Below are 16,232 nucleotides of genomic sequence, written 5' to 3' on the forward strand. Positions count from 1 at the left end.
GTTGTTTGCAAAATAACTGGCAGGTCTAGAGCTTGTCGGATCCGCCGCAGCAAAGCCCCTAGTAGTCGCTCCCGCTCTGCTTCTTGCAGCAACAGATCCTGAGCCTGCTTAAGAGGAGTTATGTCCACAACAACGCCACAGACGGCATAGGGATCCCCCTGGCAATCTCGCAGGGCAAATTTGGTAACCCACTGGCTCAATTGCTTGCCATTGCGGGAAAAAATCCGCTCGTAGCTGACAGGATCCGGAGATTGGAGAGCTTTCTGATCCTGCTCTCGGAACTCGCGGGCCTCTTCGGGAGTGAAAAGCTCATCATCCAGCTTGCCAATAAGTTCTCCTAGCTCAAAACCTCTCTGTTGTAGATAAAACCTGTTGGCGTGAAGATAGCGCCCCTCCAGGTCTTTGAGGAAGATGGAAAAAGGGATCCCGTCCAGAATAGCTCTAAGGCGAGCCTCACTTGCTTGTAAAGCCAGCTCTACCTCTTTTTGCTCGGTGATGTCTTCCGTAACACCTACAAAGCGGATGATTTCTTGCCGCTCATTAAAAATAGGCTGACAGGAAGTGCGTAACCAGCGCAGGCTGCCATCTCGATGGAAGATGCGGTAGGTGATTGGCTGCTCCCCTCGAATAACTTGAGGAAGAGATTGAAGAACACGGGGCAGATCTTCAGGGTGAAGCCTTTCTTTCCAAAGATCCGGTTTTTGATAAAACTCCTCCGGTGTGTATCCCCAGATGCTTTGACACCGGGGGCTTTCGTAGAGAACTTGGCTGAGATCTGCGGAACATACGAAGAAATTCACCGGCACAGCCTCGGCCATTTCCCGAAAGCGGGCTTCGCTTTCCCGCAAAGCTAGTTCCACCTGCTTTTGTTGGGTAATGTCGCGGCTGCTGCACACAATCCCCTGCACTAAAGGATCTTGCAAAAGGTTGGTGCAGCGGCTCTCCAGCCACACCCAATGGCCGTCGGCGTGCTGGGCCCGATAGACAAAGCTGAGCGTCTCGCCAGGTCGAGCCTTGAGTTGCTCAAGAGCATCAGCAACGACCTGCCGATCCTCAGGGTGAACCCAATCCAAAGGCAGGGCTTCTCCCGAATTGGGGACACGACCCAAAATTTTCTCAACAACTGGGGGATTTAGGATGTATAGCAAACCTTGGGCATCGATCCGGCACAAGACGTCATGGCTGTTGTTGATGAAGGCGCGAAAGCGCTCCTGCTGCTCTGCTAGCTCTTGTTGCAGGCGCTTTAGCTCGGTGATGTCTAGGCTAACGCCGAGAACCCCCCGCCCTTCCGATTGCTCTCTCAGGGGCACGACTACGGAATAGGTATAGCGCTCTTCTCCCTGAACGAGCTCTTTCCCCTCGTACTTGACAACTTCCCCTCGAAGGGCGCGGGCGACATACTCTTGCCAGTCCCCGTGTTCTCGAGCCACCTCCTCCAAAGAAGTGCCCAGCAGATTGCCAAACCAGGCGCGGTCAGTGGCATTTTGCAAAATTAGCACTCCCTGGGGATCCCTGGCCCACACCGCCAATGGCAGGGCATCCAACAAGGTGCGCAGTTGGGCCTCCCGCAGCCGCAGGTTTTCTTCCAGCTGTTTCTTCTCGGTAATGTCTCGGCCCACGCCGCGAATGAACTGCAAGCGGCCCCGCCGGTCAAAAATGCCTTGGTTGATCCACTCAAACCACCGCACCTGCCCCGCTGCATCCGCCACTCTGCTAATCTGGGTAAAGGTGGGCTGCTGAGGAGTAAGGTGGGCTATCTTTTGCTGCGCCTGCTCCTGCTCTTCTGCCAGCAGCACGTCGATCCAGCGCCTGCCCCGCCAATCGCCTAAAACCTTCCGACAAGTTTCGTTGCACTCCACAACCGTTGTATCCGCCCGCGCCAGCATGACGATGTCTGCAAAGCCCAGCTGAGCTTGCTGCAGCCGCCGCCTCCAAAGCCAAGTGGGCAAAGTGTTCTGGCTGAGTAAGGTAATCAGGTTAACCAAATCCCTAGGGACGCTCATAGAAGTTAGGCTGGCCGATTAATCGGTAGCATTTCTAACCTAGACTCAGGCATTGTGCCAGCATTTCCGCTATCTCCCTGGGGAGGACAGTATCCCCTGACAAGGGAGCTTTAGGACAAGGGGTTCTTTTTTGGATTTCCTAGATATGCCTGAATCCAGCCCACCAGCCGCTGAGAGAGCACGAAAGCCTCTGGCTCGCTCCCTTTTACGCCTACTTGGCTATTGAAGCAAGCGATGACCTCCTCTTTTGGATCAGGTTGGGAAGGGTCTTCGCGAAACTGGAGCCGCACCTGACTTTGGACTTGGAAACTCTCTTGGGCTTGGTTGTCTAAGACCTCCCAGCCTACCCGATGTATCCGCACCCCTTGCAATTGAGCCAAGGGATAGGAGAACGCCTGCTGCCGCCAAATTCCCCAAGGGCCACGCAGACGGGTTAAGGTGACCCGTTGGTTTTGGCGATCCAAGCTCAAGATTTGCCCCAACCCCCAAGGAATGCCAGTCCATAGGCCCACCCCCACAAGCACCAACCCCAAGAGCAGCGAACGGGCCCATAGTTGGGATCCCAGCGCCAACAGCCCTAGGCCCACAACCACTCGCCAGGCCAGTTGCTCAGGGGTAAACCTTTGCAGGGCAATCCGCAGCCGTCTGGGGTTGCGCTCCAGAACTTGCAGGTAAACCGGCCTCATGAAATTGGATCCCGTTTTTGGCGCCAGTTTACCAGGTGCCGCGGAACCCTGGAAGACTTGCGAGCTTGGCAAACAGCTAAAACTCAGGTTCGGCAAAAAACTCTGACAAATCCAAGGCAAACCCAGGGATCACCTCTTCGCCTTCCAGGATATCTCCTGGCCGCTTCAATGCTGCGGGCTCAGGCTGACGGTAAACCAAAACATACTTTTCTTCGGGATGAATAAGCCAAACAAGGCGGGATCCATTTTCAAAGTACTCGACGATTTTATTGTGGATCTCTCCCACTGTGTTGACTTCAGAGAGAACTTCTACAACCAAATCTGGGGATCCCTCGATATAGCCCTTGGGGATCCCGCCGAGAGATCGCAGCCGCTCCTTGGAGAAGAAAGAACAATCTGGGGAGCGGCGATTGCCAGATTTCATCTTAAACGAAGTATCGGAGTCAAAAGTAAAGCCAATCTTTTGGCTGCGAACATAGGCACCTAGGAGGATGTGAATCAAACTTACATAGTATCCATGCCTTGCACTTGCGGAACCCAAAGCAATCAGCTTCCCATCGACAACTTCATAGCAATTGCCATCATCGGGCAGAGCCATAAACTCTTCATCAGTCCAAATCTTCCGAGAAGCTGTTGCAGAGCTTTCGGCAGGTTCCTTTGCTAGCCTTTCCAGAGCTTCAATCATGGTAGCCCTCTCAGATAGCTAAAACAACTAAGGGATCCGAGCCTGGGCAAACACATCCTGGGGGACAACCTTCAAGCCGGGCAGAAACTCATCTTGGATGGCTTGGGATCCCGTAAAAGTCCGCGGCGGGGCATCGGGGTAGAAAACGGTGATGCTCTTGGCTTGGGGATCCACAACCCAAACGCGAGGGATCCCAGCTTCCAGATAGTCCGCTGCTTTTTGAAGTACAGCCCCAAAACTCTGGCCGGGAGAAAGAATCTCCACTACCAGTTCGGGAGCGACGGGACAAGGGCCGTCTTCCTCAAGCTGCGCTGGCCAGCGTTCAAAGGAAACATAGAGCAAATCGGGAACAGGAAGCCAATCTTGATCCTGCCTTTGCAAAACAACTGCCAGCTCTGTGTACACATCCCCCTTGCCTTGACACCAGGCATCCAGAATGAAAAGCAGCCGCTTCTGCAAAGAGGCATGAAATCTCTGAGGAGACATCGGCAAATCTTTGGGAACAGCTTGTCCATTGACCAGCTCATAGGTAGTATCTTCCTCTGGCAAGGCGAGAAACTGTTCGGGAGTAAGTTTTGGATGAGCAATCGACAGCTCTTCGGTCGATAGCATGCCAGGATCCCTCTCGTTCTAGAGGCCAACTGCTTTCTAGTTCTAGGCTAACTTTGGGTTTTTCGCCTTCACTGCGCGGGAAAAGGCCTCTTGTTTTTGGGAAGGGGGGGCTTCCAGGTTGCGGTAGCTTGCCAGCGGTTGTGCTTTGATGCGTTGCAGACCCACCTGGAGGATCCCTATGGCTAAAACCCTTTTGACCACCCTGGGCACTGGCGACTACACCGAGACGACGTATTTCTTTGGGGAGCAAAGGGCAGACAAAACCTGCTACGTCGCCAAGGCCCTCTGCCAGCTCTTTGAAATTGATAGAATCATCCTCCTGCTGACGGAGGAGGCCCGCGCCAAGCACTGGGGCCGCTTGCAGGAGTCCTTGCCACCCCAGGTGGAGGAGGTGGCCAAAGCCATTCCTGAGGGCAAAACGGAAGCGGAGACCTGGGAGATTTTCGACGTGCTGGTCGATGGCATCGAGCCCAACAGCCGGCTGCTTTTTGATATCACCCACGCCTTTCGCTCCATCCCGCTGCTGGTGCTCTTGGGAGCCGCCCTTTTGCGCAAGGCTAAAAACGTCGAGATCCAGGGGCTCTACTACGGCCTCTACCGCCCTGGTCAGGCAGAAACCCCCATCATCGATCTCACGCCGGCCATTCGGCTTTTGGACTGGCTGACGGCTAGTGACAAGTTCATCAGCACCGGCTCGGCGGTGGAACTGGGGCAGCTTTTGGACAGGGTTCAACGGGACTTTTACCGGCAGCAAAAGCCCGGCAAAGGGGATCCCCGGCCCACCCGGCTGCAGAGCTTTGGACAAGCCATCCGCGACATCTCCCGTTCTCTGGAGCTGGTGAGGCCGGTCAGCCTGCAGGAGGACTTGCGCAAGTTACAAAGACACTCTACCCAGGAGTTGGCAGAAGAGGTGGGCCAATTTGCCAAGCCCTTCGGCCTGCTGCTGCAAAGCATTCAAAATAGCTACAGCCAACTGGCGCTGCCGGCAGACCAGAAGGAGGATCCCCGCGCTCAAGTTCAAAAGCACTTTCAACTGCTGCGCTGGTATGTGGAAAAGCGCTTCACCACCCAAGCCCTTCTCTTGGCTCGCGAGTGGGTGGTTTCTGCCCTTTGCCTCTGTGAGGGGATCCAAAACTACCTCGAACGAGAAGCGCGGCAGGGAATTGAACACCAGTTGGGATCCCTCATCCCGCGGGAAGAGCAGCTCTTGGGAGATCTCCCTGCGACTGGATCCCTTATCCAACACCAAGAGCAGCTTCAGTCCCTGCCTCCCATTGCCGCCCATGTCCCAGATGTGCAGCAGCTAGCCAAGCTCTGGTCTCGGCTGAGCGAATACCGCAACGACGTGGCCCATGTGCAGATGAAACCCAAATCTCTACGCAGCGAAGTTCTGGAGAGCTTTGTGCTGCAGGATCTGCTGCCGAAACTGGAAGCGCTGTTTCCTGAATTGACTCGAACAGAGGGGGAATTGGAAGGGGATCCTTCCAATTCTCGGTAGGCTACCAACGTCGGCCCACCCTCAGGTTCTGGGTTTTCAATTTCGGTCCAGCGGTTGGCAGGGGCTGAGCTTGAACAAGTCCTATTGACCTGGAGAAATACTGAAAAAAACCTGAGAGCCGGTCGGGATCGGTGGACTTTGTTTTGTAGCTTCTGCAGCCGGCTATCGGGTGGCTGCTGGGGTTTTGTCTACTTTGTTTCTTGCACGTTCAGTTCTTAACTTTCCTATCTTTCCTGCGAAAACACCATGTCTTATCACTACTACTGGCAAGCAAAGCTCTGGGGCCTGCTGCATGATCCTGCCCTCAAAGCCCTCCACGACGCCTCTGGCCGCGCTAAGGAAGGGCTGTGGCCAAACCTAGCAGCGATGCAGGGGTGGATCTCGCCCAAGGCAGAGGGATCCCCTCTGGCACAGGTGGGAGATGCGGATCTGGTCGCCTCCGCCAGCGATCGGGCCGCCATTGGCCACCTGCCCGTTGCCATCGACTACCAGCTAGCGGATCGCGGCCAGAGCCTGGGGCCGGGCTTAGAGATGAGCCATCTGCTTTCCGGGCGCAAGCGCTTTTGGCAACTGCCCGAAGAGGAGCACCGGGCCCTGCAGCAGGCCCGCTCCCGCGCCGAGTACTTGCTGGCGCAGGAAGCAAGGGTAGTTCCCGACTGGATTTGGCAAGAACAGGAGGATATCCAGAAGGTGTTCTGGTGGTTCTGGCGCTGTTTTCCCCAGGCGCTAGCGCAGGAGTTTGGCGATGAAAGCCTCCTGCTTTTGCCGGCAGAAACGCGGCTGCCCGATGGATCCCTGTGGAGCCACACTAGCGTCGTGGCCGCTCTGGCGGGCTGTTTGGCCGGCTACGACGAGCCCAAGTTCACGCGGCCCTTTTTGGCCAGCTTGACCTTCAACCCCATCCAGGAGCTGATCAAAGCCAGCCGCAAGATGCGGGACTTCTGGGCTGGATCCTGGCTGTTGCACTACCTCTCGGCACGGCTTTGCTGGGAGCTGGCGGAGAAATACGGCCCTGACTGTCTACTCTACCCCAGCCTCTACGGCCAGCCCTTGATCGACGCCTGGCTCTTGAAGCGATATCCCGAATTTGCCCAGTGGATCCCTCAGCCTTCTGCCAACGCCCTCCTCACTGCCGGCTTCCCCAACGTGCTCCTTTTGCTATTGCCCCAAGATCGGGTGCAGGCGGCCATGCAGTTTGCCCAGCAGACCCTCAAAGACGAATGGCGGCAGCTAGCGCAAAAGGCGCTGGAGCACCTGCAACTGGAGCGCCGCTGGCTGGTGCAGTTGCGCCCGGAGGATCCCACCTGGAAGGGATGGCTGGAGCACCAGTGGCAGATCTACTGGGCGGCGGCGCCCCTGGGATCCCCCCACCAAAGGCTTAAAGACACCGCCATCCTCAAGTCCCAGGAGTCCATCGAGCGGGATCCCTGGGTCAGCGCCCAAAACCGCACCTACCATCTCAAAGGAAAGCGGCAGCTTTTTGCCGACCCGGAGCTGAAGTTCCTGCGGATCAGCTTCTGGGATCCCGAAAGGCAGCAGCACCGCCAGCACAAGCCAGGGCTAAACGTAGGCTCCTGGTGGGCAGCGGCAGTGGAGGCGACGCGCCGGCTGCAGGCAGCTTGCAAACAGGCCCGCGATTGGCAGTTGCCGGTGGCCTTTGGGCCGCGCAGCACCGTCTCTGGCCTAGGGCCGGTGGTTCACCCTTCCCCCAGGAATCGCTGGATTGGCGAAGGGGAGAGCCGGCGGCTTTGGCAGCGGCAGGCGGGGCTTTTCGATGGCCGCGAGCAGCTCAACGCCACCGAAACGGTTAAGCGGGCCCTAGACAAGGTGTTGCCGGAGCTCTTCCCCAACCTTGATAAAGACAAGATCGCCGCTTCCTACCCAGATCTCACCGCTGGCGTGGCCGGCTACCTGAAAACCCACGGGCGACGGGAGCAGGAGCACTTCGAGCAGGCCTGCCGCGCCGTTGAGGCCATCCACCCCGCCATTCGGGAGGTCATCCGAGAAATGCGCGGCAAGTGGGGGATCCCGTGGGCCGACCAGCAAAACCTGCGCTACCACCCCCGCCTGCTCAACGCCGGCTGGCTGGTGGAGGACCTGGAAGCAGACGAGGCAACCCAGAAGCGCTGCCGCCAGGAGATCGAGGCCACCCTCAGCCGCTACTACCCCAGCATCAACCCCGCCAGTTGGTACGTGGTGGCCGCCGGCGACGGGGACGACATGGGCAAGTGGCTGAGTGGCGAGAAGATGCGACCCTACTACGACTACCTGCCCCAGCCGCTGCAGCGCCTAGCCGATAAACAAGAGGACGCCATTGGCCAGGTCATCAACTCCGGAGAGCTCGACCAGGTCAAGGACGCCTTCGGCGAGTTTGTCAAAGCCAGCCGCAAGCGCATGGGCCCGGCCACCCACAGCGCCCTCAGCCGGGCTCTGTTGGATTTTTCCGGCCAGTTGGTGCCCTACCTCACCGAGCAGCGCTATGCCGGCAGGCTTATCTACGCCGGCGGAGACGACGTTTTGGCCTACACCAACCTCTGGGAGTGGGATGGCTGGCTCTGGGACATCCGCCAATGTTTCCGCGGCGGCGAAGACGACTGGCGCGAGTTCGCCAACGAAGGGGACTACTGGCAGTGGCAAAAGGCGCAGTTGCCGGCTGGCCTCAGCCGTCGCCCTCTTTTTACTCTGGGATCTCTGGCCAGTATTAGCTTTGGCGTGGTGATTGCCCACCACTCGGTGCCCCTGGCCATTGCCCTGGAGAATCTCTGGGAGGCAGAACAAGGCGCCAAAGAGCAGGCCTATGCCCAGGGCAGCTCCAAAGACAGCGCCCAGGTGCGGGTACTGTTTGCCAACGGCAACCAACTGGTGAGCACCTGCAAGTTCGACACCTTCGACAAGTGGAAAGACCTGCTGGATTTTGACTGGAAGCTGTTGGGCCAAAAGCAGGATCAAAGCTCCCTATTTGAACACGCCGCCCAGCTCTGGGAGCAGCACCCAGCCCCCAGCCTGGAAGCGGTGCCTGCTTGGGCCCGCCTGTTCTGCAGCCGCCGGGATCTCTTCCACGGCGAAAGCGAGCAGACGGATCGTTTCCAGACCCAGCTAATCGCATTTATCCAGCACTTTTGGCAGCACAGCCTGCCCGCCCAGCCGGGGGCCTGGGATCTGGCCATCAAAAACTGGTTCAAGCTGGCGGCCTTTGTGCTGCGCAACCGCACCGTCACTTTGGGGAGGAACGGTCGATGAGTTGGTTCACGCTATCGCCTCTAGATGTGTGGATGTTTCGCGATGCCAAGCCCTTTGCGCCGGGGGAGCGGGCCTGGGCCAATAGCGGCTTTCCCCCCAGCGGCCACACCTTGGCCGGCGCCATTCTGGCTCACCTGGGCCAGCCGGCAACCCTGCGCCTATGCGGCCCTTTCCTTTGCTGGGATGAGCAGCTTTACTTCCCCGGCCCTCTGCACCTCTACCAGGGATCCCCGCTGGTGCCCATCCCCTGGCTGGAAGAGGGCCATTCCTATGACGGCTACCGTTGGGATCCCACCCGGCCCGCCCCTTTGGTGGCAGCAGCTCCGGAGGAGGAACGGCCAAGCTCCAAGCAAAAGGCCGCTGGCTACCTGCCCTTTCAGGCGGTGCAAACTGCACTGCAGGGCAAGGGCTGGGATCTGGAGCAGGCAGTAAAGTCCCCCTGGGTGGCGGAGGTGCGGCCCCACAACACCCTGCAGGCAGGCAAACGCCAGGTGCGGGAGGCCGAGGGCTACTTTGTGGAGACCTGCATCCGCCTGCAGCCCGGCTGGAGCCTGGCCCTTTCCATCGAGTGCTGGGATCCCGATCGCGAAACTTGGGATCCCTTGCCTCTGAAGCAAGAAGTGGTGGTGCGGCTGGGAGGAGAAGGCCACGGCGCCCTCTTAAGCCCCTGTCCAAAGCTGGGCGAGCAATGGCAAGCGCTGCAGGAGCTCTCCCGGCAGACCTTCCGGCAAGGCCAGCGATCCCTGGCCTACCTCGTCACGCCTGGGGTGTTCATCAAAAAGGTGGATGGGCGCTCCCTCTGCCGCGCCTGGCCTTGGGAATGGCGCTTGGTCACCCCCCATCCTGCCCACTCCCTCACCGGTCCTCTGGTGAGCGTGGCCACCGGCAAGCCAGTTCCCATCAGCGGTCGCCTGCGGGTGGACTCCCTAACAGAGCCGCGCAAGACCAGCCTACCGGCTCCGCAAGTCTTTGCCGCCCCGCCCGGCAGCGTCTACTACCTGGAGCAGCCGGCTCCCCTTGCCCAGGACGAGCCGGAGCTGGAAAATGGCCGGCTCAACGTCTTCCACCGCTGGCGGCTGTTGGGCTACAGCGAGTTGCTCTGGCTGCCTTGGGTCAACTTTTGAAGTCCTGTTTTGACGGATAAGGAGTGTTTTTCTATGAGCTTTCACCTGGTTTATCTCACCCTGTTAACCCCCCTGCACACCGGCGGCACCACCCAAGAAGGCAACTTCTTGGGCATTGCCCGCGAAGCCCACACCAACTTGCCCTACATTCCTTCCAGCACCATCCGCGGCAAATTGCGGGCCAGCGTGGCCGAGAAAGAGTTAAAGTTCGAGCTCTTTGGCAACGAAATTGGGGAAGGGGATCAGCTTACCCAAGGCTCCATTTGGATTGGGGATGGATCCCTCTTGTGGGTGCCGGTGGCTTCCCTCAGCCACGGGGTAGTCTGGATTAGCTGCCCCCTCTTGCTCAAGCGCTGGCTGCAGCTAAGTGGTCAAAAGTTGGATGCGCCGGATCCCTATAGCACCAACTTGGAGACAAACCGACCCATCTACCTTAAGGATGCCATCCTAAAAAATGGCCTGAAAAAGTGGGAAAACTGGCAAAGCTTTGTCAAATCTTCCAGCATCAGCCGCGTCCTTGTCTTGCCGGATCAGCACTGTGCCACCCTTATTCAAATGAGCCTGTGGCGGCAGGTAAAAGTTAAGCTCAGCGAGCACAAAGTTGTAGAAGGCGGCTTTCGCTACGAAGAGGCCATCCCCCCCGATAGCCTGATGTACTTTACCTGGGGGGTAACAGCCCAAGCCAACGGCAGTTCCCAAGAAGCAGTGGAGCAATTTCAGAAGCTTCTCCAGAAGAACCAACTTCTACAAATTGGCGGCCAAGAGAGCCTAGGCCGGGGCTTTGTCGAGTTGTCTTGGAACTAGTTGAGGAGGCTTTATGGAAACTTTTGATCCTCGCACGTTGGCCAAGCCCGTTTACGAATCCCTTCGCCAGTTAAGGGCTCAAACCAGAGACCAAGAAAAGCTTAAGGAGCAGAAAAACCAGGCTGTGGAGCTCTACACCTACCTTTCCACCTGGGGCCTGCTGCGCCTTAAGGCAGAAGAAGATGCCCTCAACCAGGAAGGGAAAAAACAAGTAGTCAAGGAGTTTTTTGATTGCCTAGAAGAGATCTCTGGCCAAAAGGGAATTGCTAACTCCAACGGCCTGGATCGTCTTATGCAATTGGGAGTTGAAGAGTATCTAGGTTTAACAGGGCTAGGTCTGGCTTTGGCTCAGGAATTCGGCTTTTGGGCTATGGCCATCTACCACGACATTAAAGGAGGAGAGTAATGGGCGTCGCGATCCCCCTGCAAGCGATTTCCCTGCAAGAAGGCAGCCGAGTGGTTATTCATTCTCTTACCTGGCAAGACTGCGAGAGCATTCTGGAGGAGCTGGGCGAAGATCGCCACACTCGCATTGCCTACTACGATGGCACTTTTGAGATCATGTCTCCTTTATCCAAACACGAGCGCCTTCATCGCATTGCCAGTGACATTGTAAAGGCTCTCTTAGATGCTCAGGGGAGAGATTGGGAAGACTTTGGCTCAACAACCCTCAAAAAGCCAGGCAGAGCTGGCGTGGAGCCCGACACCTGCTTCTATGTCAATCACCTGGAGTTGGTGCGAGGTTGCGAGGGCAGGATCGATGTCGATCAGTTGCCCCCACCTGATCTGGCCATCGAGTCCGACGTTACTTCCCGAACTTTTATCGAGGCCTATAGAGCCATCGGCGTGCCGGAAGTTTGGATCTTGGGTGAGCGAAGTTTGCGGATCTTTATTCTGCAGGGAGAAGACTACGTAGAATCAAGCTGCAGCTGGCTTTTTCCAGACTTCGACATCCCCAATCTTGTACCTCAACTCATTCGACGCGCCCTAGAAATTGGCACCAGCGCTATGTTGCGCAAATTTCGGCAAACCCTTGGCAATTCCTAACGCTGTTTCCCACTTTTGGAGAAGATCCCATGACTGGCAATCGCCCTACTCGTCCTGGCAACGCTCCTCAGCCGCTTCCTCGTCCCCCCAGGCCAGGGGATCCCAGCCGCCGGCCGCCTCAGGAAAATCGGGGCCCTAATTCTCCTAGAGGAGGCAATGGAGGGGGAAACCAGCCGCGCGGTGCAGGAGGCAACAATCCTCCGCCCTCGCCTTGGCTGGGTCACCCCTTGGATCCCACGCCCAGGCCGGATCCCACCGCTGGCTTTATTGAATATCTGCGCTGGATGCGAGCGCCGCTTGATGCTTCTAAAGACGGCACCAAAGCGGAGCTGGCGCACCAAGTGGAAACAACGATCAACCTTGGAGCCCGCCTGAAAGTTTTGAATGAGCGCACCCAACGCATTGCCAGCGACACCTTTCAGGTTACTTGTCCCTGGCGAATTCGAGTCGGTGGGGCCAAGGGTCCAGAGAGCATGTTGCTCCCCGCTTTCGATCCCTTAGGGATCCCTTACATTCCCAGCTCCACCCTGTGCGGCGTGGCCCGCTCCCAGGCCATTCGAGAGCTGATGCAGGAGCGCAATTTATCTTGGGAGCAAGCAGACAAAGCCGTAGCTCCTTGGTTTGGGCACCTACAAGCTGACGAAAAAGACAGGGCCGGCAAGGTTATCTTTTTGGATGCCTACCCGGTACCCACTCGGCCCCAACGGCGAGAGGATCCCGATAATTCTAAAACGGGGGGTCTAGCTGTAGATATTGCCAATAGTATCTGGAAATGGAATGGAAAAAATCTTGACTACTCGCCTAACCCTAACTTGTTCTTTTCTCTCAAGCAAGCCACTTTTTTAATTGGCCTGCGCAAAGGCCCCGGCTGCACCGATGAGATGCTGGATCAAGTCAAAGAGTGGCTGATCCAAGGGCTGGAGCAAGGGGTGGGATCCCAGGTGAATACCGGCTACGGTCGGCTGATCCCCTTAGGGAAATCACTGGACAAGAGCCAAGGAGAATTCTTGCGCCTGCCCTTTGAGCTAAAAGGCCAACTCATTCACGGGCGGCAGGTAGTCAACTGGAGGCCCGATAAGAATCGCTACGACAACCGATCCATCGCCGAAGTGCGGCCCGTAGCCTTTAAGAATATGCTGCGCTATTGGTTCCGCACCTTTGCCCTGGGAGTTTTGCCGGTCGATCAGGTGCAGGAGTGGGAAGGGCAACTTTTTGGCGCCATTACCCCTAAGCAAAAACACGGCTGGATCCATGTAGATCTCCTAAATGGCAAAGTCTCTCAGCCGGAGCCAGAGCCCAATCGGGAAGAAAGAAATAGACCCGCAGGCCGACAAGAAGGGATCCTCATCTTAAGTCTTTCTGGCGAGTGTCAAAACTATGCTTCCCAGGAAGATCAAGAGGCGGTGGAAAAGCTCTTTACTAACCTCACCTGGATGATGTTCCATCTGGGAGGTGTGGGTCAAGGAGCTAGAAGACCCTGCTACTCCCGCCAGAACCGGGAGCGGGCTCCCTGGTGGCGCGGCTCTACCCTAATTCCCAGGTCGGAGGATGCCTTTTGGAAGCTGGCGGAGTCGGTGGCCGGGTTTCAGAAGCTTTTCCAAAAGCGCCTGGGCAACTTCTTTGACGCTCTCAAGACTCTAACCAAGCAGGCCATTAACCCCGATAGCCCAAGAAGTGCTGGCCAGGTTCAGAGGGATAAATGGCCGCAAGCGGTGGATGCCAACTGCAGGATCGTAGTCTGCAGCGGCGAGGAAGATTTCAACAAACCCTATGCCCTGGCAACTTTGCATCGCTTAGGCCGACAAGATGAAGGCCGGTACGACAAATTCTTGTGCGGGGGTGTACAGGGAGGTGCTCTGCCCTCTCCGGTTTGGATTGCCGATTTGGGTGATTACCAAGTGGTTACCGTTTTTGGGGCAACGGCAGATCCTAGGAAAAAGTATCTTGAGGAGCTCAAGAAAGATGCTGATGATTTTCAAGTAATCTGGCCCTTGAGATAGAAGAAATCTCGAAGAATTTTTGGAGAAACAAAATGCCCAAAAAGAAGATCAATGCCAAAGTTCTCAGAAACCTTGTTACAGCCGTAATCAATGGCTCGATTACACTGGCCATTTTGCTCATTGCTCCCTTGGGCCTGGCAGCCGTGATTACCAACACTATTTTGGTTGCCATTGCCAGCTTCTTTTCTGGAAGCTTAACAGAGATGGTCATGGATCTTTTGTCAAGCCCTGAAATTGACGTGGAGGTTTTGCCAGAAGAGCGCCAATCCAAGACCAGCACTTCCATAGAGCCAAGGCGAGGCTCAGAGAGTCTGCGTCGAGATGATCAATAATGCGAACCTTGTATGTTTCCCAGCAAGGGTGCAGGCTAAGCCTCAGGCAAGAGTTTGTGCTGGTTCATTTGGGCGAGTCGCTCTTGCAAGAGATGCCTCTGCCCTTGCTGGAGCAAATTTTAATCTTTGGCCGCTCTCAGGTGACTACCGATGTTGTGAGGGAGTGCTTGAAGCGCAATATCCCCATTGCCTACCTCTCCCGGCTCGGCTATTGCTACGGTCGCCTCATTCCCATTGAAAGGGGCTACCGCCGCCTGGCCCATTGGCAACAGGCGCTCCCTGAAGCATGGAGACTGCAAACAGCAGCCCAAATAGTGCGAGCTAAGCTCCTCAATGGCCGCGTGCTGTTGATGCGACAACTTAGGCAGCGCCCCAGCGAAACCAGGGATCTAACCCTGCGCAGCCTGGAACACTTGGCCGCTCAAGCTCTGCAGGCTACTTCGCTGGATCAATTGCGAGGCATTGAAGGGATCGGCGCAGCTTTGTATTTTCCCGAATTGGGCAATTGCTTACAACAAAAAGGATTTGTTTTGATCAAGCGCACCCGACAGCCGCCCACCAATCCAGTGAATGCCATGCTCAGCTTTGGCTACATGGTGCTCTGGAACCACCTATTAACCTTAATTGAGCTGCAAGATTTGGATCCCTATCAAGGTTGCCTACATGCCAGCAGCGAACGCCACGCTGCTTTGGTTTCCGATTTGCTGGAAGAGTTCCGAGCGCCTATTGTGGACTCACTGGTACTGTGGCTGGTCAACAGCGGTGTTATGGATATCCAAGAAGACTTCGAGTATCGAGATGGGGGCTGTTTTCTCAGCGATGCTGGCAGAAAGAAGTATCTCAAAGCTTTTCTCCAGAGAATGGAGGGATCCATCCAAACCCCCGATGGGGATCAACCCCGCTGGGATTTGCTGACGCAGCAGGTTAAGAAATTTAAGCATTCTGTCTATAATCCTCAAGACCTGTATCAGCCTTACCGGATTCGCTGATGTTTCTTTATGTCGTTACCTACGACACCCCTTGTGATAAGTGCCGCAAGAAAATTGCCGACCTGCTAGAAGGCTACGGCAAGCGCGTGCAATACAGCGTGTTCGAGTGTGTCCTCGACAAGGACAAGTTCGAGGAGCTCAAGCTACGGCTCCGGAAAAGGGTCAAGCCCGATGAGGACAGCGTCCGCTTCTATCCCCTCACCAGCCACGCCCTTGACCAAGTGGAAATCTGGGGTGGGCCCCCCTTAACTGCACCCCCCCACTCGATCGTTGTCTAGCTCAAGCAACTCTCCACCCACTTCAGTACTTGATGTTCTCAAAAGCACACAAAAACGGTATCAACGCTTTTGCGAGCGCCTCGCCAAAACCCGCAAAGGCCGATTCTTTCGTTGACCCGCTCGATGCCTTGCGCCACAAGGCTTTCAGGCCTCTCACCCCCCTCTCCCAAGCTCTTTTTTGCCCTCTTCGACCGACCCCCTCGCAAATGGGTCTTGCATTCCTTGCCCTGCTTGGGTTTAATAGGGGTAGAGTTCCCCCTTCGGGGGGATCCCTAGAAATTGGAAACCAGACGCCCTCCTTTTAGATCATTCCACTCCGCCCACGTTCCCCCTTCGGGGGGATCCCTAGAAATTGGAAACGACTAGAAGAACACGACTCGCAGCGGCTTATCCAGGGCCGTTCCCCCTTCGGGGGGATCCCTAGAAATTGGAAACTTGTATCGCGTCCGCGGGCACAGTCAGGGCTGCTGTCTCGAGTTCCCCCTTCGGGGGGATCCCTAGAAATTGGAAACAACAAATTCAGTTGGCGCAAGGTTGGCTTCCTGTTGGAAGTTCCCCCTTCGGGGGGATCCCTAGAAATTGGAAACGGGATATTTACGGATCCCAGTACCGCCACATTCAGCGGTTCCCCCTTCGGGGGGATCCCTAGAAATTGGAAACTCCCTGAAGATCTGCCCTTTGATCGCTTGCCACTGTAAGTGGTTCCCCCTTCGGGGGGATCCCTAGAAATTGGAAACATCCCCGCATCCGCAGGGAATGAATTTCCCTGCGGAATAAATTGTTCCCCCTTCGGGGGGATCCCTAGAAATTGGAAACCATCTACCGTTACGCTTATAACTTCGGTAAACCCGTCATAGAAGTTCCCCCTTCGGGGGGATCCCTAGAAATTGGAAACTCGACGGGGACCCAGTAAACCTCCTCTTGGCGAAGCCAG

At 56.5% G+C, this 16,232-nt stretch carries 14 protein-coding genes and 1 CRISPR repeat array; of the genes, 10 read left to right on the forward strand and 4 right to left on the reverse strand.

The annotated features are described in order from the left end of the window. The 4 genes from NW809_RS04535 to NW809_RS04550 all read right to left on the reverse strand — a co-directional run. A partial coding sequence (locus tag NW809_RS04535) for a PAS domain S-box protein (protein ID WP_414401620.1) occupies positions 1–2,003 on the reverse strand: 2,003 nt, incomplete at its 3' end. 110 nt (positions 2,004–2,113) lie between these two features. After that, positions 2,114–2,689: a hypothetical protein gene (locus NW809_RS04540; protein ID WP_414401621.1), complete on the reverse strand. Its 576-nt coding sequence runs from the start codon at positions 2,687–2,689 to the stop codon at positions 2,114–2,116. Between the two features lie 76 nt (positions 2,690–2,765). Continuing rightward, positions 2,766–3,374: a Uma2 family endonuclease gene (locus NW809_RS04545; RefSeq protein WP_414390289.1), complete on the reverse strand. Its 609-nt coding sequence runs from the start codon at positions 3,372–3,374 to the stop codon at positions 2,766–2,768. A 27-nt stretch (positions 3,375–3,401) separates the two neighbouring features. Then, positions 3,402–3,986: a Uma2 family endonuclease gene (locus NW809_RS04550; RefSeq protein ID WP_011431342.1), complete on the reverse strand. Its 585-nt coding sequence runs from the start codon at positions 3,984–3,986 to the stop codon at positions 3,402–3,404. 178 nt (positions 3,987–4,164) lie between these two features. Between NW809_RS04550 and csx2 the strand changes: the two genes are divergently transcribed. The 10 genes from csx2 to cas2 all read left to right on the forward strand — a co-directional run bounded on the left by csx2 (position 4,165) and on the right by cas2 (position 15,298). Next, on the forward strand, positions 4,165–5,484 hold the full coding sequence (csx2, locus tag NW809_RS04555; RefSeq protein WP_414401622.1) for a TIGR02221 family CRISPR-associated protein: 1,320 nt from the start codon (positions 4,165–4,167) through the stop codon (positions 5,482–5,484). Positions 5,485–5,730: 246 nt separating this feature from the next. After that, a complete protein-coding gene (gene cas10, locus NW809_RS04560) occupies positions 5,731–8,724 on the forward strand; it encodes a type III-B CRISPR-associated protein Cas10/Cmr2 (RefSeq protein WP_414401623.1) in 2,994 nt (997 codons plus the stop codon). Continuing rightward, positions 8,721–9,848: a type III-B CRISPR module-associated protein Cmr3 gene (locus NW809_RS04565; protein WP_414401624.1), complete on the forward strand. Its 1,128-nt coding sequence runs from the start codon at positions 8,721–8,723 to the stop codon at positions 9,846–9,848. Before cas10 ends, NW809_RS04565 begins: the two co-directional genes overlap by 4 nt. A 33-nt stretch (positions 9,849–9,881) precedes the next feature. Continuing rightward, positions 9,882–10,652: a type III-B CRISPR module RAMP protein Cmr4 gene (cmr4, locus tag NW809_RS04570; protein ID WP_414401625.1), complete on the forward strand. Its 771-nt coding sequence runs from the start codon at positions 9,882–9,884 to the stop codon at positions 10,650–10,652. Between the two features lie 13 nt (positions 10,653–10,665). Next, complete coding sequence (locus NW809_RS04575; RefSeq protein WP_099812778.1) at positions 10,666–11,058, forward strand: hypothetical protein; 393 nt, start codon at positions 10,666–10,668, stop codon at positions 11,056–11,058. After that, positions 11,058–11,699 (forward strand): Uma2 family endonuclease, encoded by a 642-nt coding sequence (locus NW809_RS04580; protein WP_099812779.1) that lies wholly within the window; start codon positions 11,058–11,060, stop codon positions 11,697–11,699. Before NW809_RS04575 ends, NW809_RS04580 begins: the two co-directional genes overlap by 1 nt. Before the next feature lie 29 nt (positions 11,700–11,728). Continuing rightward, the gene (locus tag NW809_RS04585) at positions 11,729–13,699 is read left to right on the forward strand and encodes an RAMP superfamily CRISPR-associated protein (protein WP_414401626.1); all 1,971 of its coding nucleotides are present in this window, start codon (positions 11,729–11,731) and stop codon (positions 13,697–13,699) included. A 32-nt stretch (positions 13,700–13,731) separates the two neighbouring features. Then, on the forward strand, positions 13,732–14,031 hold the full coding sequence (csx18, locus tag NW809_RS04590) for a CRISPR-associated protein Csx18 (protein WP_099812781.1): 300 nt from the start codon (positions 13,732–13,734) through the stop codon (positions 14,029–14,031). After that, entirely contained in the window at positions 14,031–15,020 is a 990-nt protein-coding gene (cas1, locus tag NW809_RS04595) for a CRISPR-associated endonuclease Cas1 (protein WP_099812782.1), read from the forward strand. The genes csx18 and cas1 overlap by 1 nt, the downstream gene beginning before the upstream one ends. Then, complete coding sequence (gene cas2 / locus NW809_RS04600) at positions 15,020–15,298, forward strand: CRISPR-associated endonuclease Cas2 (RefSeq protein WP_414401627.1); 279 nt, start codon at positions 15,020–15,022, stop codon at positions 15,296–15,298. The genes cas1 and cas2 overlap by 1 nt, the downstream gene beginning before the upstream one ends. 251 nt (positions 15,299–15,549) lie before the next feature. Continuing rightward, positions 15,550–16,193: direct repeats of the CRISPR family, unit length 36 nt; unit sequence GTTCCCCCTTCGGGGGGATCCCTAGAAATTGGAAAC. Positions 16,194–16,232: the final 39 nt, after the last annotated feature.

It is taken from the genome of Synechococcus sp. WC101 (assembly GCF_047461555.1).
In the GTDB taxonomy this organism is placed as follows: Bacteria; Cyanobacteriota; Cyanobacteriia; order Thermostichales; family Thermostichaceae; genus Thermostichus.